The sequence below is a fragment of the Hallella faecis genome, from assembly GCF_018789675.1.
GTDB lineage: Bacteria > Bacteroidota > Bacteroidia > Bacteroidales > Bacteroidaceae > Prevotella > Prevotella faecis.
On sequence record NZ_JAHKBE010000020.1, the window covers coordinates 24,392 to 48,651 of the forward strand.

The 24,260-nt window shown below is 52.7% G+C and carries 9 protein-coding genes; all 9 read left to right on the forward strand.

Translation table 11 applies throughout. The features are described 5' to 3' along the window. Positions 1-9 precede the first annotated feature (9 nt). The 9 genes from KM934_RS06410 to KM934_RS06450 all read left to right on the forward strand — a co-directional run bounded on the left by KM934_RS06410 (position 10) and on the right by KM934_RS06450 (position 23,204). Positions 10-1,764, forward strand: a complete 1,755-nt coding sequence (locus KM934_RS06410) for a RagB/SusD family nutrient uptake outer membrane protein (RefSeq protein WP_215759797.1) — start codon at positions 10-12, stop codon at positions 1,762-1,764. Positions 1,765-1,769: 5 nt separating this feature from the next. Then, positions 1,770-3,857: a fasciclin domain-containing protein gene (locus KM934_RS06415; RefSeq protein ID WP_215759798.1), complete on the forward strand. Its 2,088-nt coding sequence runs from the start codon at positions 1,770-1,772 to the stop codon at positions 3,855-3,857. Between the two features lie 21 nt (positions 3,858-3,878). Next, positions 3,879-5,648, forward strand: coding sequence for a fasciclin domain-containing protein (locus tag KM934_RS06420; RefSeq protein WP_215759799.1), 1,770 nt, complete (start codon positions 3,879-3,881; stop codon positions 5,646-5,648). Between the two features lie 25 nt (positions 5,649-5,673). Beyond that, positions 5,674-8,970: a SusC/RagA family TonB-linked outer membrane protein gene (locus tag KM934_RS06425; protein ID WP_215759800.1), complete on the forward strand. Its 3,297-nt coding sequence runs from the start codon at positions 5,674-5,676 to the stop codon at positions 8,968-8,970. 30 nt (positions 8,971-9,000) lie between these two features. After that, complete coding sequence (locus tag KM934_RS06430) at positions 9,001-10,935, forward strand: RagB/SusD family nutrient uptake outer membrane protein (protein ID WP_215759801.1); 1,935 nt, start codon at positions 9,001-9,003, stop codon at positions 10,933-10,935. A 358-nt stretch (positions 10,936-11,293) separates the two neighbouring features. Beyond that, positions 11,294-14,821 (forward strand): family 20 glycosylhydrolase, encoded by a 3,528-nt coding sequence (locus KM934_RS06435; protein WP_215759802.1) that lies wholly within the window; start codon positions 11,294-11,296, stop codon positions 14,819-14,821. Between the two features lie 389 nt (positions 14,822-15,210). Further along, positions 15,211-18,750, forward strand: a complete 3,540-nt coding sequence (locus KM934_RS06440; protein ID WP_215759803.1) for an RICIN domain-containing protein — start codon at positions 15,211-15,213, stop codon at positions 18,748-18,750. Between the two features lie 260 nt (positions 18,751-19,010). Further along, on the forward strand, positions 19,011-19,514 hold the full coding sequence (locus KM934_RS06445) for an RNA polymerase sigma factor (RefSeq protein ID WP_215759804.1): 504 nt from the start codon (positions 19,011-19,013) through the stop codon (positions 19,512-19,514). Positions 19,515-19,709: 195 nt separating this feature from the next. Then, on the forward strand, positions 19,710-23,204 hold the full coding sequence (locus KM934_RS06450; protein ID WP_215759805.1) for a hypothetical protein: 3,495 nt from the start codon (positions 19,710-19,712) through the stop codon (positions 23,202-23,204). Positions 23,205-24,260: the final 1,056 nt, after the last annotated feature.

Here is a 24,260-nt window from a genome sequence, read left to right on the forward strand (position 1 = left end):
ATTATCCTTATGAAAGTTAATAATATATTTAGTAAGGTGGTGTTGGGAGCTTGCGCGGTCCTTACGTTGGGTTCGTGCAACGACTTCCTGACCATTTACCCCACGGATAAGACGGTGGCTGAGGACTTCTGGAAGAAGAAGGCGGATGTCGACCAGATGGTCACGGGCGCCTATGCTGCCATGATCGATTATAACGTGACGGAGCGTTGCATCGTGTGGGGAGCATTGCGCTCTGACGAGTTGGTCAAGCGTAATGGCTTGTCTAACAACACGATCGATAACGTGTTGGCCATGAACCTATTGCCTTCTAACGGCTACAACTCATGGTCGGGCTTCTACAACGTCATCAACCGTTGTAACATTGTCCTCAACCACGCTGCTGGCGTGATGGACGAGGATCCTGAGTTCACACAGGGCGACTATGACGCCGTTCGCGGACAGATGTTGGCCCTGCGCTCACTCTGCTATTTCTATCTCGTTCGCGCTTTCCGTGACGTGCCCTACACTACGCAGAGCTACGAGGACGACGACCAGCAGATGCAGGTGGCTCAGATGTGCCCCGATAGCGTGCTCACGTTCTGTATCAAAGACCTCAAGGAGGCTGAGAAGATTGTGATGCGCTCAGGCGCTTACGGATATAACAACTGGCGTAACAAGGGTTACATCACGCGCGACGCTGTGTACGCCATTTTGGCCGACATCTATCTCTGGCGCGCCTCTATGAACCACGACCAGAGCGACTATGAGAGCTGCATCGAGTATGCCGATAAGGTCATCAAGTCGAAGGATGAGTACTATAGGGAGAATCACGGAGCGTCGGTCAGCGGTGCTGATGCCGACCAGTACCATCTCACCGATGGTCGTTTCGTGTCGTCTATGTTAAGCAACAACAACTCTATTGAGAGTATCTTGGAGTGGCAGTACGATGGCGACCACAACTCTAACACGGCCCTGGAGAACTATTATGATATGTCGGGTTCTGAAGGCCAGCACGATGCCAGCGGTAATGTGGAGGCTTCGCAGCTCTTTAACTCGCCCAGCGCTGACGCCAACTCGCTCTCTGGTACCAAGATTTACCATAGCAAGAACGACTACCGTATGTGGAACAACGTATACTTGGCTAACAGTGCTGAGGCATTGCAGCTGGAGATCCGTAAGTTCGTTTCAAGACGTGGCGATCTCACTGATATCGAAAATCGTAACAAGGGTGAAGAGAAGACTGGTAACAACTTCCCCGCCTACCAGCGCAACTGGATTGTGTACCGTCTTACCGACGTGATGCTCATGAAGGCTGAGGCTCTGGTGCAAACGGCTACCAACGACTCTTCGTCTGTGCTTCGTAGCGCTTTCGACCTCGTTCAGACCGTCAACAAGCGTTCTATGTTGCAGACTGCCAAGGATACCTTGACATTCACCGACTTCAAGTCGAAGGTGGGTATGGAAGAGTTGGTGCTCTGCGAGCGCGAGCGCGAGCTCTGCTTCGAGGGCAAGCGTTGGTTCGACCTGGTGCGTTACGCTTATCGCCACATGGATGGCGTGAACAGCCGTCAGAAGTTGGCTGATGTCACCACATGGCCTACACTGCCCCGTAAGTTCACCAGCGTCATCGTGCGTAAGTACGATACCGGTGGCGACGCCGTGGCCTACAAGATGAAGACCGAGCCGTTCCTCTACTGGCCTATCGCAAGGCGGGAGATTCACGTGAACCTCTTACTGAAGCAGAACCCGGTCTATTCGGATAATGAAACCTCAAGTAAAAACTAAAGACAATGAACACTACAGTATATCATAAGCTTGCATGCAGACTGGCTGCACTTTTGATGTTGCCCGCGCTGCTTTTTGTGGCCAGCTGTAAGGAGGATCTTGACGAGGATAACCTCTACACCTTCACCGGTGAGACCATTGAGAGTTACCTGGCCAACCGCCCCGATTCCTTCAGCAACTTCAACTATATCCTCAAGCGTGCCGGCATGGATAAGATCCTGTCTGCATACGGTACCTACACGTGCTTCGCTCCTACCAACGAGGCTGTGATGGCATACATCGACAGCCTGTACGCTGACACTTCTTGTAAGATTGAGCACAACGGTATGACCGCTCCCGGCCTTGAGGGTCTGAGCGACTCGCTCTGCAACGATATCGCCAAGTTCCACCTCGCTGCCTCTGAGGTGATGGCCATCAACATGCAGAACGGTATGACCATCCGCACCATGCTCGGACGCGACGTCAACACCAGCATCGACTCGGTGTCGGGTAGAACGGTTGTCAACTCCTACTCGCTCATTACCAAGATGGATAACGAGATGGAGAATGGTGTGATCCACATCGTCGACAACGTGCTTCGCCGAAGCAACTTGTTGGTAACGGGTGAGATGAGCAACCATCCCGACCTGTTCACCATCTGGAAGGCTGCCATCGACCTCACGGGTCTTGAGGATTCGCTCCTCGACGTGGAACGCAAGACCACCGTTCCCTCGAACGCAGCTACCTATAAGTTCTATTGCCCTGAGAAGGCCGTCCTCGGTTACACCATCTTCGCTGAGACCGACTCGGTGCTCAAGAAGCATGGCATCAACGACATCAACGACCTCATCGCTTACGCCAACCGCGTGTATGAGCATTGCGCTGACCCGGGTACAGGATGGTACGACTACTATCGCAACAAGGGTGTGAAGGTGAGCACGGGCGACGATTATCACAGCCCTTACAACTGCTTGAACATGTTCCTGCGTTACCACATCGCCAAGCTGCGTGTGCCTTACAACAAGTTGGTGACCAGCTACAACGAGGTGAGTGGTGTGCCTCTCTACGACTATTGGGAGACCATGTTGCCTAAGACGTTGTTCAAGACGCTCCGCTCTGCCAAGGTGGCTGCGGGTAAGATCTTCATCAACCGTTACGAGGCCAACAACACGCTGACCGACCAGATCGCTGCGCTGGGTTCCGATGGTATCCACCAGGTGGTCGAAGGCCACGCCGGTATCGAGGTTATGAAGAACAACATCCAGGCGCTGAATGGTTACATCCATCCGATCTCTGATATGATGGTATACGAGGAGTGGGTTCCGAAGGGTGTGCTCAATGAGCGTATCCGTATAGACTTCACGGCCCTGATTCCTGAGATGATGTCGGCTTCTCTCCGTTGCCCCACTTACGAGGAGGTCAAGGCGCTCAACGATGGTGTGTCGGGTAAGGACGGTAACCTCTCGGGCGACTATGTTCGTATTCCTACCGACTTCTCTCCTGAGCACCTGATTCTTTACAACGGCGAGAACACGCGTCTGCTCTACCTCCCCGGTGCCAGCAGCTGGTACAACTACCAGGGCGATGAGTTCAACGGTAAGGGTACTTACGATGTGGCCTTCCGTCTGCCTCCTGTTCCCGATGGCGTTTACGAGATCCGTCTGGGTCTGTCTACCAACGCTCAGCGTGGTATGTATCAGTTCTACCTCGGTGAGGGAACCAACAACCGTACCAAGATGGAAGCCCTCGACATCCCTGTTGACGAGCGACTCATTCCTCAGCAGAACCAGGATGGTACTCCTGACGTTTCTACGGGTTGGTGTCAGTACACGCTTCTCGAGGACCTCGGTGTTGAGAGCGATAAGTCAATGCGTAACCTCGGTTGGATGCGTGGTCCGCTCTACTTCACAACAAAGTCTGGTACCACTCCGATGCGTGGCTTGAACAACAACATCCGCCGCATCGTTACTCGCCACGAGCTGAAGCAGGGCGACAACTGGCTCCGAATCAAGTCGGTGCTTGAGGGCGACCAGTGGCAGCCGTATCTCGACTACATTGAGATCGTTCCGGCTTACATATACAACAACTCTCGTTACCTGGAGGACATGTATTAAACCGCTTCAAAATCATAACAGATGAAAAATAACAAGATATACAGAAATGCAGCAGTAGCCATGGCCTTCCTCGCAGCGGGGGCCATGACCACGGCTTGCTCTGACTGGGACGACCACTACGACAACAATGGCGTCAGTGGTTCGGCTTCAGAAACCATTTGGGAGAATGTTAAGGCCAATGCCAACCTCTCTCAGTTTGCCGACCTCATGCACAAGGCTGGCTATGACGAGGTGATCAACACCACGCAGACCTATACGGTTTGGGCGCCGCTCAACGGCACGTTCAATTACGACTCGCTCAATGCGCTGCCCCTTAACAACCTGAAGCAGCACTTCGCCATGAACCACGTGGCTCGTTTCAACTATCCCGCTTCGGGTAGTGTCGACGCTGCTGTTACCATGCTCAACAAGAAGGTGATGCCTTTCTTAGGCAATGGCACCTATACGTTCAATGGTGTGGAGGTCGTCTCGCCTAACGTGGCTTCGTCCAACGGTATGCTCCATGTCACCAACGGTATGGTGAATTACATGGCCAACCTGTTCGAGAGCCTCGACTCTATGGCGTTGCCTATCGACTCTATCAGCCGCTATTTCCACAACTACGACCAGAAGGTCTTGGATGAGGCTAATAGCGTGAAGGGTCCTGTGGTCGATGGTCGTCTGACCTATCTCGACTCAGTGTTCGTGGAGAAGAACATACTGCTCTATCTGCACAAAGCCATGATCCATCTTGAGGACTCCAACTACACCATGTTGCTGCCCTCCGACGAGGCCTGGCAGAAGGCTTACAAGGCTGTGAAGAGCTGCTTCAATTACAAGCCGTTCACATTCGTGAAGGACATTCCGCAGACTAACTTGAAGAAGGCCACTGCAGAGAACTTTGATACGGGTTCTACCAACCTCGATTTCGATCTGCTCAACGACTCTATCATTCATTACATGATTTGTAAGGACCTGTTCTTCAACAACAACCTTTACCACAATCGTGTGCTCAATGATCTGCAGACCGGCGATCAGCTCAGCGTCGACTCGCTGGTCAACACCGACCGCTCTATCTTCTATGGCAACGACGCTTCTGACATGTTTGCAGGTGCCCGACGCATTGATAAGAGTAATGGTAGCATGTGGCTCACCGATTCGCTCCGCTTACGTCCTTGGCTTACCTACAACCCCATCATTAAGATTCAGGGTGAGTATGGTGCAGCCAAGTCGTACAATGCTGGTGCAACGACGATTGTGCCCATCTCGAAGGCTGAGCAGAATCCCGACATTCAGGGTAATGTGTCTAACGGCTATTACCTGACTGTCACACCGTCAGCTCCGGCTTCTAACCCCGAGGCCATCTTCTACCTCCCGGAGGTGCGCTCTACAACGTATGCGGTTTATGTTTGCTTCGTTCCTGAGAACATCAACGCCAGCACTTACACCGACAATGTGCGTCCTAACATCGTGCAGGTTACCATGGGTTACAACGACCTGAAGGGTAAGCCCCAGGAGCAGGTATTGAAGGTGGGTACGAAATCGTTGTTCCAAAGCGACATCACGAAGGTCGACACCGTCTATGTGGGCGACTTCACATTCCCCCTCTGCTATTACGGCACAGGTATCAGCAACATCACACAGGCATCTTATGCTCCTTACATTCGTATCAACAGCCGCGCCACGGGTAAACCGAACGTGAGCCCGTACGACCGTAACCTCCGCATCGACTACATCATGCTCGTGCCGAAGGATCTCGACAACTACATCAAGGAGCATCCTGGATACAAATATCAACATGAAATTGATTAAGTCTCACTTTTAAATCTGTATGAAAATGAAAAGAAACCATATTCTTTGCTTGAGCATCCTCCTTGCCTCAACCATGGGCTTACCGGCCATGGCTCAGGATGATGCCACTTATGATGATGGAGCTGAGACCGTTGTTGTCAAGAAGAAGGCGCCTGTCGTAAGGAAGGACAAGTATCCTACCATGGAGGTGAAAGGTACGGTGGTCGACGCCGTCACCAACCAGCCCTTGGCAGGTATCCAGGTCCAGACACTCAATGATATTCATTACGCAGCCATGACCAATGAGAAGGGTGAGTTCACCATTAAGGTGCCTACCTTCGCTACGGCTCTTTATTTCCACGCTCCGCAGTTCCTCTCTCAGCAGGTTCCTGTGAGCAAGGAAGGCGTTACGGTGAAGATGCTTGCCGACCACTTCGGTAAGATGTATGGCACCAGCACCGATATTCTTGCTGATCGTGCCATGACTGTGAAGCACACCACGTCGCAGAGCGTGGAGACCGATATCCAGAACATCATGGGTGCCGACGTTCGCACCATCACCCGCAATGGCGGTCCTGGCTACGGTGGCGCCATGTTCATCCGTGGTCTCAACTCGCTCAACTCCAATGCCCAGCCTCTCTTTGTGGTCGACGGCATTGTGCGCGACATGCAGTCTACCCGTACGATGATTCACTATGGTGACTTCAACAACCTGTTGCTCAACATCAATCCTGATGATATCGAAAGTGTGCAGGTGCTGAAGAACGGAACGGCTCTCTATGGTGCCAAGGGTGGTAATGGTGTTATCCTCATCAACACCAAGCGCGGTCACTCTATGGCCACTCGTATCGATGCCAACATCGGCGTAGGTGTCACCACCATGCCTAAGTTGCCCGATATGATGAACGCTTCGGAGTATCGCCTGTATGCCTCTGAGATGCTCGGTACCTATCCGAACATCAGCAGCAAGGTGACTCCCGATCACATCGGCTTCTTGATCGATGATCCCAAGAGCTACTATTATAATATGTACCACAACGACACCGACTGGTCGAAGGAGGTTTATCACACTGCCATGACGCAGAACTACTCCATCAACGTGCAGGGTGGTGATAACATTGGTATGTATAACCTCTCGCTTGGTTACACCGACGCGCAGAGCACAGCTCGTAAGAACGGATTCAACCGTCTGAACGTGCGCTTCAACACCGATATCAACGTCATCAAGAACCTGACTACCAAGTTCGACATGGCCTTCGTGAAGCTCAACCGCGACGTGTTCGATAATGGTGCAGCCGAGGATCTCACTGCAGGTCCTGTGTCATCACCGATCTTCCTCGGTCTGATCAAGGCTCCTATCCTCAGCCCGTACACCTACAACAGCAACGGTAAGCTTTCAAGCACGCTCGCTGGTGCCGACAACTTCCTGACCGGTATCGATGAGACGCTGACGCTGGGTAACCCCACCGCGCTCTTGGCCAATGGTGAGGCCATCAACAAGAACCGCGTGGAGAACACTCAGTTCTACGCTGTGATCGCTCCGACCTATCAGTTCACCAAAGACTTGAAGTTGACGGAGACCTTCAACTATACGCTTGATCGTATCTCTCAGCGCTACTATCGTCCTATCAACGGCATGCCCACCTTCCTGATCGAGGGCCTGGGTCGTGTGCAGAACATGAGTAAGTCGGCTTTCTCTAAGCAGACAAGCGTCATGAGTGACACACGCCTGCAGTGGACCAAGCAGTTGGGTGCTCACTTCCTCGACATCTACGGTGGTTTCCGTTTCACGTCGTTCGCTTACGACACGAGCAATCCTACCGGTCAGTACACCACGGGTGGTAACGATAAGCAGCCGAACATCTCGGCCAACATGACTTACACCGAGGCTACTGGTGTCGACGACACATGGAAGTCGGCTACATGGTATGCTAATGTTGACTACAACTATCGCAACCGTTACTTCTTGAACGCCACATTGGCCGCTGAGACAAGCAGCCGCTTTGGTGAGAACTCTGAGGGCCTTGGCCTCTTCGGTGTGAAGTGGGGCATCTTCCCCAGCATCCAGTTGGGTTGGAACGTCACCAATGAGTCATGGTTCCCCAAGACCAACGCTATCAACTACCTGTTGGTTCGCGCCGGTTACGACATCAGCGGTAACGACGACATCAACAACTATGCCGCTCGCACCTCGTTCACTGTCGGTACTTACTTGAACCGTGCCAACTATGCACAGCTCAGCAACATCGGTAACGATAAGATCTCTTACGAGAAGACAGGTAAGTTCAACGTTGGTCTGCAGTCGTACCTCTTCAACAACCGCGTTGGTTTGAGCTTCGACTTCTATAAGCACCACACCAGCAACCTGCTCACCCTGAAGAGCTTCAACAACCCTGTTGCCGGTATCAACAACTACTGGAGCAATGGTGGTTCGCTCGACAACACTGGTTTCGAGGTTGCCCTCAGCGGTAAGCCTGTTGTGTCGAAGGACTTCAACATCGAGATGGGTGCAAGCCTGGGTCACTACAGCAACAAGATCAAGTCGCTGCCTAACGATAAGAAGCTTTGGGTTGACGGTCAGCAGAGCGTCTCTGGTTTCACCAGCAGCGTCTATGGCATCGACAACGTGGCTACCATCATCGGTCAGGCTGCAGGCGTGTTCTACGGTTACAAGACGGCAGGCGTGTTCTCTAACGACGCTGAGGCCAAGGCCGCAGGCAAGGACGGTTATCTCTACATGGTCGACGCTACGGGCGCTCACAAGAACTTCGTGGCTGGCGACGTCCACTTCGTAGACCTGAACGGTGACGGTCAGATCAGCGAGGCCGATAAGACCATCATCGGTAACCCCAACCCCGATATCTATGGTAACATCTTCGCTAACGTGATGTGGAAGAACTTCACGCTGAGCCTTGGCTTCAACTACAGCCTCGGCAACGACGTGTTCAACTACCAGCGTTCACTGCTCGAGAGTGGCAGCAACTTCTGGAATCAGACCACAGCGGTCAACAACCGTTGGCGCTACGAGGGTCAGCAGACCGATATGCCTCGCCTCAACTACAACGACCCCATGGGCAACAGCCGCTTCAGCGACCGTTGGATCGAGGATGGCAGCTACCTGCGTCTGAAGACTCTGAACCTTACATATAAGGTGCCTGTAAACCTCTCTTGGTTGCAGGGTCTCAGCATCTGGGCTCAGGCCGACAATCTCTTCACACTTACCCACTATCTGGGTGGCGATCCTGAGTTCTCGGCTACCAATAGCGTCCTCTACCAGGGTATCGATCCGGGCAACGTGGCTCTCAGCCGCACGTTCACATTCGGTCTCCGTATCAACCTGTAACTCTCTACGAACCAAAAAGATTTCATAACAATGAAAACATTCAATCATACATTCAGATTTAAAGGTTTGGGTTTGGCCCTTCTGCCTTTCTATCTTTGCAGCCTCTTGGTTTTCTCGAGCTGTCAGGATTTGATGGAGACGGAGTCAAATAGGCAGGTGTTCAATCCTGCACTCGACCAGAAGACGGACTCCATCTTCTACACCTTAGGTATCCTCAAGGGTGTGCAGCAAGCCATCGACCAGTATGTGCTGGTCGGTGAGATGCGCGGTGACCTCACGGCCACCAACCACTACACGGAGACCGACCTGCGTGAGCTCTACAACTTCTCATACGATACCTCCAACAAGTACGATTCTGCTTATGTGTGGTACCGTGTCATCAACAACTGTAACTACTATGTTGCTCACCGCGACACCACGCTGATGACGGGTTCGCGCCCTGTGGCTCGCATGGAGTATGCACAGGCGCTGAGCATCCGTGCATGGGCTTACATGCAGCTGGCCAAGATCTACGGCACCGTGCCTTTCTTCACCAACCCCATCACCTCAATCTCTGAGGCTGAGGAAGCATCTGCTGGTGTGAAGAAGGATCTGCGTGGCATCGTCGACGCCTTGGCTCCTGAGCTCGAGAAGTTCAGTGGCATCGGGGTGCCTAACTATGGTACAATCGATGCCGGTAAGACCAACGCCGGTGAGCAGAAGGACGTTGTCACCAAGCAGACGATGTTCCCTGTCGACTTGGTGTTGGGTGACATGTATCTTGAGACCAACCAGTATGAGAAGGCTGCCAAGAGCTATTGGAATTACATCCGCGACCAGCATCTCACCACTGGCAACTACATGGTTGTGGCTGCTCGCGGTTACACTTACCCCAACAATCAGAAGTTTCCTTCTGATATGACTTACCCCAAAATGTATTCTACTTGGAGTGGAGCCTTCCGACTTACGCAGAGTAAGGATGTGATTACCTATGTTCCTATGGGTGTCAACTCATTGCGTGGTACCACCACCAATCTGCCTAAGCTCTTTGGTTGGGACTACTACACAACCGAAGTGGATACGACCTCTATTTTCCAGGGTACAGGTGTTTATAATCCCACTTCCCAGTATGTGTTGGAACGCCAGATCGATCCCTCGTCAGCCTATATGAACCTGTCTAATAAGCAGGACTACTACTACCAGCCTGAAGGTTCTAATTCTCAGACGGTGTCAGCGGTGCCTCTGGGCGACATGCGTCGTCAGTACACACTGTTGTCTGTGACGAAGACCGACTCTACGTTCTTCCTTATGCAGAAGTACAAGAGTGGAAACATCAACATCTATCGTGCTGGTGTTGTATACCTGCGTTTGGCAGAGGCTCTCAACCGTATGGGTTATCCCGATGCAGCCTTCGCCATCCTGAAGGACGGTATTGGCTATGGTCAGTTGCAGAGCGCCACTTACACGGTCGACTCGCTCACCCATGTGGCATCGGGTTATCTGCGCGACACCACGCGTACCATGCTCACAACCACGATCCCGTTCTTGTCTAACGAGTACAACTATTACTTCTCTCGCATTCCGGGTAGCGCTCAAACCACCTCTTCTCCGGGTAACTTTGGTATCCACTCACGTGGTTGCGGTGAGGCTGTTGAGGGCCAGTATTCAAGTTATCAGTATGCTCTTATGATTATGAAGAAGCGTGCTGAGCTTGGCAACCTCGAGAGTGGTGCTGTTGATAGCACCTTCCTCTATGGCCCTGCTGCCATCGACGCTGTTGAGGATCTGATCTGCGATGAGTATGCGCTCGAGAGCGCTTTCGAGGGCAACCGTTTCGGCGACCTCACGCGTATCGCTCGCCACAAGAATGCTGCCGACTTTGGCGGTGCCAACTATGGTGGCATGTGGTTGGCTCGCAAGCTTGCGTTCAAGAATCCGGTCATCGACCTGACTCAGGAGCGCAACTGGTTCTTGCCGTTCAACTAAACTTCAACTTCTCTTCATAATGATCCCTGTCGGTGCAAAGCCGGCAGGGATTTTTATTCTACCAATTTCTCAAACGAATACCGGTTCTTTCTCAGTGACGGAGACCATGAGTGCGCATCCTGCCTGTTGTTATGATGTTTTTTGTGGGTATGGTTTATAAAAGATGAAAAGGGTGGGGGCTATGTGAGAAATTCTTTTTAACTTTGCCTCAAGTTTCGGCTTTGTTTGTTTTGGCGGTGTTAGCAGCGTCAATTTGAGCGAAGGTAACCGACAACCACAAGTGTTGTGGGCAGATATCCGCCACCGCTTGCCTACTACCTAATCATACCACTGCTAACCAAACGTTAAACCTAACTTTATGACCAAAAAATTACTTACGTTGCTCATGTTCCTCATGGGCGTTTTGCATTTGCAAGCCGCACCTGTCGAACCGAAGGTGAGCACCTCCGTTGAAACGCATTGGTACCTGCTTCAGTTCCTCAATGGCGAGGGCGTGCTTGAGGCATCCACCGATGGCACCAACGTGCATGTGGGCATTCCCACGGGTAAGGCTTCTCAGCTTTGGAAGATTGAGGGTAGCTCCAATAGCGGTTACACCCTTATCAGCAAGAACGGCCTGCAACTCTACACCACATCGGCTTCGACCAATGGCATGTTCCGTGCTGGCACGCATCCCAACAACAACAAACGTTTCGTTTGGCAAACCACGACCAATACCACCTACAAAGACCGTGGTTGGGTGCTCTCACTCAAGAACAACACTGGCGTCTATATGAACCAGTGGGGTGGAGCAGGCGTTGGCAAGGAGATTGGCCTTTGGAATGACCGCGCCGACGGCAACCAGCCCTTCCTGTTTGTCGATGCCGACGAGCTGTCTGGCGTCAGTCCGCTGCCCCTCATTCCTTATCCCGCCAGTGTAACGCGCAACGAGGGCACCCTTCCGCTCCGTTCTCTCGTTAGCATTGTGGCGGTCGATGAGCCCACCACACGTTACGCCACAGAATTCGCCCAGCAGCTTCAGGCTGTGGCTGGCATCACGCTGAGCGTCAACAATGCCGCTGCCACCACAAGTGCCATCCTCATGACAACCGATGCTTCGCTGGCCCATGAGGCTTACACCCTCAACGTCACCGCAGAGGGCATCCGCATCACCGCCGCCGATTCCACTGGCTTCTTCTATGCGCTGCAAACCCTGAAGCAGCTCATGCCCCACGCCATCTATGGCACCCAGGCAGCCCTCGATCTCGATTGGAGCGTGCCCTGCGTCGCTATTGCCGACCAGCCCCAGTTTGGCCATCGTGGTTATATGCTCGATGTGGCTCGCCACTTCTTCTCGAAGGCCGAGGTGAAGCGCGTGCTCGACATCATGGCTTCTTATAAGATGAACCGCTTCCACTGGCATCTCACCGACGACCAGGGTTGGCGCATCGAAATCCCCGAATATCCTAAGCTCACCACCGTAGGCAGCGTTCGCAAGGGATCGTTCTCCAATGCTGGTGGTTCCGCCCATTTCTTCGACGACACCGAGTATGGCCGTGGCATGTTCTTCACTCTCGACGACCTTCGTGAGATCGTGGCTTATGCCAAGGACCGTAACATTGAGATCATGCCCGAGATTGACCTTCCTGGTCACATGGTGGCCGCTGTGGCCGCTTACCCCGAGCTCAGTTGCGACCCCACCAAGAACTATGAGGTGCGTATCGATGGGGGCATCTCCAAGGATGTGCTCAACGTGGGCAAGGACGAGGTCATCGATTTCCTTAAGTGCGTGCTGGGCCATGTGGCCGAGGTGTTCCCCTTCCAGTATATCCACCTTGGTGGCGACGAGTGCCCCACCGACCAGTGGCGTAACAACGCCGACTGCCTCAAACGCGTGGAGCAGGAGGGCCTCAGTGGTGTCAACCAGTTGCAGTCGTGGCTCGTTGAGAAGCTCGGCATTTACCTCAAGGAAAACTACAACAAGGACATAGTTTGCTGGGATGAGCTCCTGGCCCATTGGAACAGCGACAACACCGTGAAGCCTGTCATCATGGCGTGGAACAACATCAACAAGAGTAAGGAGGCCGCCGACAAGGGCTTCATGAGCATCGTCGTTCCCTACCAGTCGCTTTACTTCGATATGATGCAGGTGCCCCTGAGTCGCGTCGATGTTAATGAGAAGTACCAAGGTGGTTGGGGCGACAACTGGGTCAACACCGTTGAGACTGTTTATGGTGTCAACCCCGCAGGCGCGCTTTCAGGCCGCGAAGAGTATTGCTTGGGCGTGCAAGGCAACATGTGGACCGAGACCTGTAACGACAGCATCGAGCTCGAGTATCAGCTCCTGCCCCGTCTGTTGGCGCTCTCCGAGACCGGTTGGTTGCCTGCCTCCAAGAAAAGCTTCATCAATTTCTACCAGCGTTTGCAGCTCAACCGCGACATTCTCGACGCCAAGGGATTGACCTACGCCACCCATTATTTCGAAGAGCCCGACTACACCGAGGCTGAGACCGCTCTCACCGAGGCTAAGGCCATCATCGAGGCTTCCAAGCCCGGTCAGGTGGGCTTCCCCGCCCAGGAGGAGTACGACAAGCTCGTGTCTGCCTACAACGCCCTGAAGGGTCAGGTTGATGATGCTTCACTGCTCACAGCCCTGACCGCCGAGATCGCCGCTTACAAGCAAGCCAACATCGTCCTTCCTCAGGAAGGTAAGACCTATCTGTTGGTGTCAGCCTCTACCTATTACAAGGCCAAGTATGCCGGTTCCACTGCCTATTGTGACGGCCAGCACATCCGTTTCCACTACACCCCGCAGGTGGAGCCCGAGGAGCTCTGGCAGTTTAAGGCCGAGGGCAATGCGTTCCGTCTCACCAATGTGTTGAAGAACCAACAGTTGGTGCTCTCTACGACCAATGGCTCCAATGCCACACTCGCTGAACAGGGAACCATGCTCACCATCGCGTTGCCCACCAAGGCCAGCGGCAAGTACACCTACGTTCCCGGTGCCCTCACGTTGGGCACCAGCGCCACCGCCCTCTTGTCGGCCGACTGCACCGGCTATGTCAAGACCGGCAACAACGGCGCCGTCTGTTATCCTGGCACATGGTTCATCGTAGAGGTCACCGACTTCACCGCTCAGCTCCAGGGCTTGGTGAAGAAGGCCAACCACCTGATCCTCACCGCCAACCCCGGCAAGGCCAATGAGCCCACCGAGGAGGCACTCGAGTTCCTGACAGAGAGCCTTATCACTCCAGCCAAGGCCGCATTGGCCGAAGGCGCCGTGTCGGAGGCCACCTATAAGCAGTTCTTCGACATCTACGCCCAGTTCCTCGCCATGCCCCGCCTCTCGGCCATCGACGCCTTGAAGGAGGATGTGTATTATAAGGTGCGCAACGCATGGTTCACCAACTATTACGCCAAGGCCGACGCCAGTGGCAACATCGCTCCCGCCACCAGTGGCGACGGAGATGGTTACCTGTGGCAGGTCAAGAAGAACGCCGACGGTACCATTGAGCTCATCAATAAGCTCACCAAGAAGGCCGCTTATCCCGCCACCGTCTCCGATGCTGCTGCCATTAAGACCGGCACGTCCTATTCGTGGATGGTCGATGAGTTCACCTGCGCCGAGGACGCCTCGAAGTTTGGCTTGCGTATCATTGCCAAGACAGGCGCCTTAGGTTGGTACATCAACCCCAACGCCTTCCTGAAGGTCATCCTCAAGCCCATCGAGTGGGGTGCCGCCATCTGGAAGTTCGACGAGACCACCATCGCTGTTCCCAACAGCATCAAGGGTGCTACCGTCGACCAGCAGAAGGCCACGAAGTACTACGACCTCCAGGGTCGCCGCGTCAACCCCACGGGCCATGGTGTGTTCATTACCAACACTGGTCGTAAGGTCGTGAAGTAATCGCTTCCCCTTTTACCCTATTATAAAAGGTGCGCATTGCCATTCGTTTGGCGATGCGCACCTTTCGCCTTTTGGGGGGCTTTCCCAAAGATAAGCCCCTTCGATCGATGCCGTCGCATCCAAGTCTGATGACTTCCGTTTTGCCCCATGCAGGACCTTTCGTGGTTGTTTGCCCTTGAGTTTTTGATCAAATTACACTTATTTTTGATATTTCTGTTTTTCCTCCTTAATTATTTGATGTTTATCAAGTTTTTGAGTATCTTTGCCACACCTAACTATCCGAATTAAATTTGAATTCGTTGCCATTGGCGCGTGAGCGTCTTGTATGGCGACAAGCTCAGTGAAGCGTAATCACTTAACTATCATTATTATATTTAAAAACTAAATTTATGAAGCAAAGTTTCCGCACTTTGGCATTATCCGCACTGACTATGCTGGGTTCAGGCGCTGCGTTTGCTGCTGACTGGGTTGTTCCCACACCAGCTTTCCACGCAATGGTTCCTGCAGAGAGCTCTGCGAAAACTGCCGACACGGTTTACGTTTGGAACGTAGGCCAGCAAGGTTTCATCGCTGGTGGCGAGGCTTATGGCACACAGGCTGCCGTAGCTTCCTTGTCGTCAGAGAAGTGGGTCGTCATCAAGACCTCTGAGGACGGTGTCTTCAAGTTGAAGAACGCCGCCCGCTCAGGTAAGTATCTCTTCCGCACCTATGGTGACGGCAATGTGGGCTCAGGAGTCAAGGCTTGTTTTGTTGATGGTGGCGACAACGCCAACACATGGGCTATTGCCAACGTAGCAGGTGATGTCTACACCATCCAGATGTCCGAGACAGCCAGCGATGTCGATGCTGACAAGAATCCTTTCAATGCTGATCAGTTCCTTGGTGTCCAGTTGAATCACGCTTCTAACTGGGCCTCATCTAATAATGGTGGTGTCACGAAGGGTGTTTATTTCGACGTGCCCATCTCTGAGAGCGCAGCCAACTGCCAGTGGGGCTTCGTCTCCAAGGCTGCTTACGATGTGTATGCCGCCAAGACAAGCATGAAGACCTTGCTCGAAGAAGCAGAGAGCCGTGGCTTGGATGTCAGCGCCGAGGGTGCTGTGTTCAACAACGCCAACGCTACCCTGCAGGAGGTCAACGAGGCTATCGACGCCCTGAAGGCTAAGGTTCTGGCTGCGGTTACTCCCGAGAATCCCATGAGCATGACCCATATGTTTAAGAACGCCGACTTCGAGGCCAATAGCGTTTCGGGTTGGACGACCACTACGGGCGCTAAAAACAAAGGTACGGCAACCAATAAGTCGACCGAAACCGCAGCCAACAACGAGGGCGCTTTCAACAACTACTTCTATGAGAACTGGAACGAGTCTAACTTTAAGGGCCGCATGTATCAGACGGTGAAGAACCTTCCTGAGGGCATTTATAAGGTGGGAATCGCTGCCTTCGTTTCTTCGCTCGACGATGACAACGCCACTCACCAGAAGCAGTATGTGTATGCCAACGACGAGAAGGTGCTGCTCACACGTGCCAATCCTCGCGCTTACACCATCACCCTGAGCCTTGCAGGTACCGACACCCTGCAGATTGGCTTGGCTTCCGACTCTACCATCACCAACTGGATGGGTCTCGACAATGTCACCCTGACCTACCTGGGCAATAGCATCGAGAGCTATCGTTACCTCAGCTCACAGCTTCTGCCTGAGATCGAGGCAACCATCTCCGATAACGAGGACGAGTCGTTCAATTATACGGAAAGTGTCTACGAGGCCGCCAAGGCCGCTGCCCAGGAGGGTATCGACGCTTCCGACAAGCAGGCTTCTTACGACGCTTACCTCAAGGCTAAGGCAGGCTTGGCCGACCTGAAGGCCAATGTGGCCGCCTATATCGAGCTCTATAAGGCTGCTGAGGGCGCCAGTGAGGCTTTCTACAACGAATACTCTGACCAACAGGAGTTGCTCGACGCTTCCGAAGAGGGCTTCGAGATGCATGGTGCTCGCACCGCTTCTACTGAGGAGTTGCAGGCTATGATCAAGAAGATTGCCGACGCTTTACAGCAGGCTAAGCTCAACTCATACCAGGTGGGCGACGATGTGACGAACCTCATCGCCAACGCCACTTTCAACGATGAGACCGCCGAGGCTACTTACACACAGCCCCAGAACAAAAAGGGTTGGATCGGTGCCGACGTCATTGGTGCCGGTTGGATTACCGATACCCGTCTGGCAGAGGTCTACAACCTGGATTGCGACATCCACCAGGATCTCAAGGGTCTGAAGAAGGGTGCTTACCGCCTCTCTATCCAGGCCTTCTATCGCCCGTCAGCCGCTTCGTCAGCCGCTTACCAGGCTTACCTCAATGGCGATTCGCTCACACAGGCCTACATCTATATGGGCCTCACGCAGCAGCGCGTGAAGAGCATCTACGCTTGCACCTTCCCCGAGAGCATCACCACCGTATCGCGCGAGAACCACTGGGTCAACGTGGGTGGCGACGATCCTCTCTACGTGCCTAACACGATGGACGAGTCGTATGTGGCCATGAATGGTAGCGTCGATGGCGAGCAGGATCCCGCTTACGACAACAACTACCGCAACGTGGTGTATGGCGTGGTTACCGAGAACGGTGGCAGCATGCCTATCGGCTTCAAGATCGAGAACCACTCAGATCGTAGCTGGGTAATCTTCCGCGACTTCCGCCTGGAGTACCTCGGCAACGATCCTGTCTATATCAAGCCTGTGCTCGACAACAAGATCAAGGAGGCTCAGACCGACTTCGTAGGCCAGAAGATGGCCGCTGCCGACAAGGTCGCCATCGACAAGGCTGTTGCTGAGGGTCAGGCCGCTACGGCTGGCACCGATGGTGACGCCATGATGAACGCGTTTACCGCCATTGCCAACGCTGAGGATCAGGCCAAGGCTTCCATGAAGGCTTACACCGAGCTCACCGCTACTTACGATTCGCTGCAGGCACAGTATGATGGCTCTGATAAGGCCACCGCTGAGGCCAAGGCTTCTGCCCTCAACCTCCTCAACGAGGTGAAGGCCATGCTCAACGACGGCACCATTGCTGCGGCCGACGTTCCCGCCAAGCAGGTGGAGATGAGAGCCGCCATGAAGGCCCTCATGGTCCAGCCCGGATCCGACGACGATCCTACCAAGTACACTGCTTGGATCCAGAACCCGACCTACGGTAGTCAGGACGGTTGGACTGTCAACAAGAAAGCTGGCGACGGCAACCCTGGCATCCAGTACAACACCATGGAGATCTGGAACGCCACAGCCGACGTTTATCAGGTTATCGAGGGTCTGCCCGAGGGTACCTATGAGGTGCGTGTGCAGAGCCTGTTCCGTCCGGTCAGCGCCGATGAGGCTTGGAAGGATCTGCTCGGCGACTCTATCGAGGATTATGGCAAGCGCGCCGTCATCTACGCCAACAGCGACTCCATCACACCGACCTACTGGTGCTCTAAGTACGATCCCGATTCGTACAGCTGGACCACAGGTGGCTACTCTAACATGGTCGACTCAGTGCTCGACACTTCTGCCGACACCCTGATGGCTGTTACTTACCACTTCGCCAACGACCGCCAGGCCGCTGAGTATCAGTTCCAGATGAACTACTATCCTGCGCAGAGCTTCTTTACCTACGTCAACGAGAGTGGTGTGCTCCGCCTGGGCTTCCGCAACAACGCCCACAAGGGACAAGACTGGTTCGTGGTGTCTAACTGGCAGCTCTACTACTACGGTAAGAACAGCGTCCACGCTGAGAGCACAGGTATCGATGAGATTGGTACAGACAGCAACATCCAGTTCAACGAGATCTACACCGTCGACGGACGTCGCGTCAACGCCCTGCAGAAGGGTCTGAACATCGTTCGCGGCAAGGCTGCCAACGGTCGCATCGTCACGAAGAAGATCGTTTTGAAGTAATTATTATTTAACAACCATTCCGTTCACCGCCCCAACGTCGGTGAGATAGGAATTAACCATAAAAAGGTCTCCGAGAGGGTCTCTCGGGGACCTTTTTTTGGTGAATAGGCGGCCCAAATGTTAAAAAGTGGAACATTTTTTGCTTTTTGTTTTGGTAGGATTTTTTTTCTATCTATATTTGCACCTGCAACGAACCTACTGTCGTCAATGTGGGACCTTTAACCCCCACAAGCACCTAAATATTCTACTCAATGAACCAAATGACAAACCGGGTAATACTGATAGACCAGACTTACCGCAAGATGTGGGGCAGCGTCCTTGCCATCTTCCGGCAGGCTTGCCTGTGCGAGGCCGATTGTGAGGACCTTGCCCAGAATGTCTTTCTTCGTCTGATGTCGCTCGATTTGTTGGTGCCCGAGACCATTGAGGGAATGACCGCTACCATCGCCTATCATTTTCGCACCGACTACCTGCGTCGCAGGGCCGCCATTCGCCGCCACTTCACTGAGACGCTCACGGCCGATGCATTCGATAATCGCAGCTCCGACGAGCATGTGCTCATCAAGGAGCTCTATGCCCTCGAGCAGACCGCGCTCGACCGCATGGCACCTGCCAACAGGCAGATCTATCTGCTCAGCCACTATGCCGACAAGACCAACGAGGAAATAGCGCAGACGCTCTCCATGAGTTATCGCGCTGTGGAGTCGAGGCTCTATCGCTCCCGTCAGGAGGTGAGAGAGTATGTCAGGCGGATGGCCATGTGAGGTTCCCCAACTGTAAAGAATGAAAGGAGGATGTGATGACGGGACAAAGGAATGAGAAATCCATGAGCCGATGTAATAAAGGCTTATATATAATAAGGTGGCAAAGCAAACTATTGCGATAAGCCGCCGATACTACTAATAAGAAACCAAATTCAATTAATTATTCAACTTAATTATTTTATTTAACTAAAGCTTATGAAACGAAGTTTACGTTTTCTGTCTATGTTAGTGGTCTTGACGACTACTGCAATGACAGCATGGGCTGCCGACTGGACGGTGAAAATCAAGCCAGTGGCACTCACATTGAACGACACGGTTTACATGCAGAACGTGGCAACCGGTCGTTATTTCAGCTCAGGTGAGGCTTGGGGTGCACAGGCTGTCGTGTCTCCCCTGTCAGGTGCCGCTCAGGTTTGCATTGAGCAGTTTGAGGATGGCACCTATCAGATCAAGAACAATGCCAAGGGTTGGAAGCATTCCAACTATGCCACCAACCACAAGATGAACAGCGCTTGGCGTCATCCTAAGGATGGTATTATGGGCCAGGGCGTAAAGGGTTGCTTCGTCGACTGGAGTACCGGTTGGATTGAGAAGGACGCTAAATGGGCCATCGAGGATGTAGGTGGCAACGTTTATCGTTTCTCTATTCCTAACACTGAGGCCTATCAGCTCACTGAGGAGTCTTCAGCCGCCGACTCTCTGCTTGGTCACATCGATGGTCAGTACCTGGGTGTGAACCGCAGTCATGAGTCACAGGCTAAGGGCAACGGCATCACATGGGGTCTCTACTACGACTGCGTGTACGCCGACTCTGCTGAGAACTGCCAGTTCGTGTTCCTGCCTGTTGCCGTTACCGACGCCAAGGGTAAGTTGCTGGCTCTTGTAGAGCAGGCTTCTGCCGCCGGTATCGACGTGACAGCTGGTGCTGCCCTGTTGGCTGATGAGAACGCCACTGCTGAGGCTGTATTGGCTGAGGCTACCCTTCTGTCAGAAGCTATCGAGAACATCGCTTCTCCCACCAAACCTCAGAACCTGACAGCTAAGTACATCGCTAACGCTACTCCTATCCAGACCAATCCCGAGGGTTGGACTGTTACCAACATGAAGGGTGAGAAGGTTAACGTTGGAGACTCTTCTGACGGTGTGGCTGAGTTCTGGAACCACAAGGGTTACACCTTGAAGACCACTATCAACCAGCTGCCTGCTGGTGTGTATCGTTTCACCTGCGTTGCCCTCACTCGTACTGGCATGCACGGTAAGTTCTTCGTGAACAACGACACCATCGATATCGCTACTGTTCCTACAGACACTGCCAACAACCGTAAACAGGCTGCCAAGTGGTTCACTAACGACGACGATAATGACGGTGTGCTCAATGGCCACAACCTGATTTCTATTGTGTTGCCTGAGCCTACCGATGTAACTATCGGCTTGATGTCTGACACCACTAAGTCTGACTACTGGACTGTATTCCGCGAGTTCAAGCTCGAGAGCTTGGGTAAGAGCCTGGAGACCTTCCAGTATGTTAATAATGATATCCTGAAGCAGGCTACTGCTATCGAGGAGGATGAGGAGGCCAAGTTCACCGGTTCTTTGATGGAAGAGGTGAAGGCTCTCGCTACCGCTGGTGCTGAGGCTACCGATAAGGCTACCTCAGCCGACAAGTACACAGCCGCTAAGGCTAAGTTCGATGAGCTGAAGGAAAATGTTAAGCTTTGGAAGAAGCTTGAGGCCGCTATCGACAAGGCTGAAGAGGCCCAGTGGCAGCTGTCTAACAACGAGAAGCTTTTGGAGGTTGTTGCTGAGGCACAGGAATTCTTCGGCGCCCTTGAGGGTAGCAACGAGGAGATCCAGGCCATGATGGTGAAGGTTAACGACGCTTACGACTATGCTATTAAGACCAGCTACGTTGCTGGCGACGATGTGACAAACCTCATTACGAACCCCACGTTTAACGATGAGACCAAGGAGAACAACAAGGAGCAGCCTCAGTCGAAGGAAGGCTGGGAAGGTGCTACCTTCGGTTCTGGTGGTACCAAGGATCTTCGTCTTTGCGAGGAGTGGGCTCACGACTTCAACACCTATCAGGATATTACAGGTCTGCAGCCCGGTGCTTACAAGCTGAACATTCAGGCTGTGATGCGCCCCGGTACTGCCGCTGAGTCTTGGAAGAACTACCAGGAGGGCAAGAAGGATGTTCCCGCATGGATCTACATGGGTGCCCAGAAGCAGATGGTTCACAACATCTTCGATTGGACATGGACTGAGGCACAGGACGACCAGGAGAGCTGGGAGACTGTAGAGGACGGCGTGGTTGTTCCTAACACCATGGCTACTTTCTACACTGTGATGGACCGTGACGCCGACGTTTACAACAACTCTGTTGTAGGTCTCGTAACTGAGAAGGGTGGTTCAATGCGTATTGGTATCATGGCTAAGGATCCGACTGCTAACGGCAACCGCTGGATGGTGTTCCGCGACTTCACCATGCAGTATCTTGGTAACGACGCTGCCAACGTTTCGCCAGTTGTTGAGGCCAAGGCCAACGAGTATAAGTCTATCGAGGACGCTATGAGCGCCAACGAGAAGGCTCTGATGAACAAGGCTGTTGCTGCTGCCGATGAGGCTGTTGCTGCTTCTGACGTCGACGCTATGCTGAAGGCTTATGCCGACATGGCAGCCCTGGGCGACACTATCGACGCTTCTATCAACGCTTACAAGGCTCTTCAGTCATCACTCGACTCACTGAAGGCTGAGAGCCAGGATGGTTCAATGGCCGATGCTATCGCTAAGGCTAACGCCCTGATCGCTGAGGTTACCGCCGCTATCGAGAATGGTTCAATCGCTATCCTCGACGTTCCTGCTAAGCAGAAGGAGATGAAGGACGCCCGCAAGGGTCTCTGGGTCCGCGAGGGCTCTGACGCCGCTCCTGCTGACTACACTATATGGATCCAGAACCCGACCTTCGCCGCTAAGGATGGTTGGAAGACCATGAACACCGAGGGTGAGGGCAACACATTTGCTATCAGCCAGAACTGCGGTGAGATTTGGAACGCTAAGTCTACTGTCTACCAGACCATCGAGGGTCTGCCCGAGGGTACCTATCAGGTGAAGGTGAAGACATTCTTCCGTCAGATTGGTTCTAAGAAGGCTTGGGAGCAGTTCATCAACGATACTATCGAGAACGTGAGCCGTGTTAAGCTCTTCGCTAACATGGACACTATCGCTCCTTACATGTGGGCTACTCGCGAGTACAAGGACGAGTTCTCTGCTACAGGTTCTAACTGGGTTGAGGCTATCGACTCTACAAATACCGACAGCTTGCACTACTTCTTGCCTAACACGCTCGCAAACGCCCGTGTTGTGTTCGACGCAAACTGCTACCAGAAGGAGTTCTTCACATACGTGAACAACACTGGTATTCTCCAGATCGGTTTCGCTAACAACGAGTTGCGCTCAGCTGACTGGTTGGTAACTTCAGACTGGGAGCTCTGGTACTATGGTAAGAACAGCGAGCACGCTACTTCTACAGGTATCACATCTGTGGGCACAGACGAGAAGGTTCGCTTCGACGAGATCTACACCATCGACGGTCGCCGTGTCAGCACCTTGCAGAAGGGTATCAACATCCTTCGCGGCAAGTCTGCAAGCGGTAAGGTTGTCACCAAGAAAGTCATCGTTAAGAACTAAATTTCCATGCTTACTTGGTCCCACAGGTAAGCAGTGAATTACAATTATAAAAAATCCCCGGTGCTCCAGCGCCGGGGTTTTTTTGTACCAAATGGTGGCCACGAGCGATCGTGTTGGTCCGTAATAATCGTTATGACTCCCTACATATCTTAACCCAAATCTAATGACCGATTGGGGTTAATATATGCTCTGTTTGATATTTTGGTGCATAATTTGTGCGGCATTTTTCGTTGAAAGAGACAACGAAATGGTTGTTTTTCTTAGCTCACCGTTTCAAATCTGCGTTGAGCGTTCACCATTAGCCATCTTTCGTCTTGCGATAGCTACCTAACCGCACCTCGAAACGCCACGTCTCGAGGCGCGAAAGACCCTGTTTCGTACCTCGGTTAGGCATCTTTCGCAGCGCGGATAGTTCTTCTCGCCGCCCCAAAGATCCTCTTTCTGTGCTAACCTGTTGGCTATCAAAGATCTACGTTAGAACCGTGAGAATCGCGTATTTTCGCCCATTCTTTTCGTCTTAGCCACGAACGATGTAGATTTCAATATAGTTTGTTGCAATCATTCGCATCCTGCAATTTCTAAAGAGACACCCATCCAACATTATTTTTGCCGTTTTGGCTTTTCTTTTTACCTCCGAACTAAACCTTCGTAGCGACAGCGGAGAAAGAACAACGAGATTTGTCGTAGACCCACTGACCTTAGGGAAGTAATTTCCCGAGACTCGGCGAAGCCCCACCGAGCGAAGGGAGGTAATTCTCGAATTTTTCCAAAATTCGTTTCGTAATTCGTTCCAATTGGTAATCGTTATACGATTACATGAATTCGTTAATTCGGGAAATTTGTTGTTACCGCGTCTGAGCGTAAATCCTCACTTGTGTCATTTGCCTCTTTGGCTCTGAGCTATGCCTTTACAACGAATATTTTTTTGGCCTCAGACGGCGCAACAACGAATTTCTCGAATTTTCGAATTTTTTCTTATTGCGTTAGCTAAAATTCGTTCCAATTGGTAATCGTAAAACGATTATATCAATTCGCTTTCTATGTTAAAATCCAAAT

Excerpts from the sequence above, each read along its gene's own strand:
- KM934_RS06410 (WP_215759797.1), top strand. The coding sequence starts at position 10 with ATGAAAGTTAATAATATATTTAGTAAGGTGGTGTTGGGAGCTTGCGCG.
- KM934_RS06415 (WP_215759798.1), top strand. The coding sequence starts at position 1,770 with ATGAACACTACAGTATATCATAAGCTTGCATGCAGACTGGCTGCACTT.
- KM934_RS06420 (WP_215759799.1), top strand. The coding sequence starts at position 3,879 with ATGAAAAATAACAAGATATACAGAAATGCAGCAGTAGCCATGGCCTTC.
- KM934_RS06425 (WP_215759800.1), top strand. The coding sequence starts at position 5,674 with ATGAAAAGAAACCATATTCTTTGCTTGAGCATCCTCCTTGCCTCAACC.
- KM934_RS06430 (WP_215759801.1), top strand. The coding sequence starts at position 9,001 with ATGAAAACATTCAATCATACATTCAGATTTAAAGGTTTGGGTTTGGCC.
- KM934_RS06435 (WP_215759802.1), top strand. The coding sequence starts at position 11,294 with ATGACCAAAAAATTACTTACGTTGCTCATGTTCCTCATGGGCGTTTTG.
- KM934_RS06440 (WP_215759803.1), top strand. The coding sequence starts at position 15,211 with ATGAAGCAAAGTTTCCGCACTTTGGCATTATCCGCACTGACTATGCTG.
- KM934_RS06445 (WP_215759804.1), top strand. The coding sequence starts at position 19,011 with ATGACAAACCGGGTAATACTGATAGACCAGACTTACCGCAAGATGTGG.
- KM934_RS06450 (WP_215759805.1), top strand. The coding sequence starts at position 19,710 with ATGAAACGAAGTTTACGTTTTCTGTCTATGTTAGTGGTCTTGACGACT.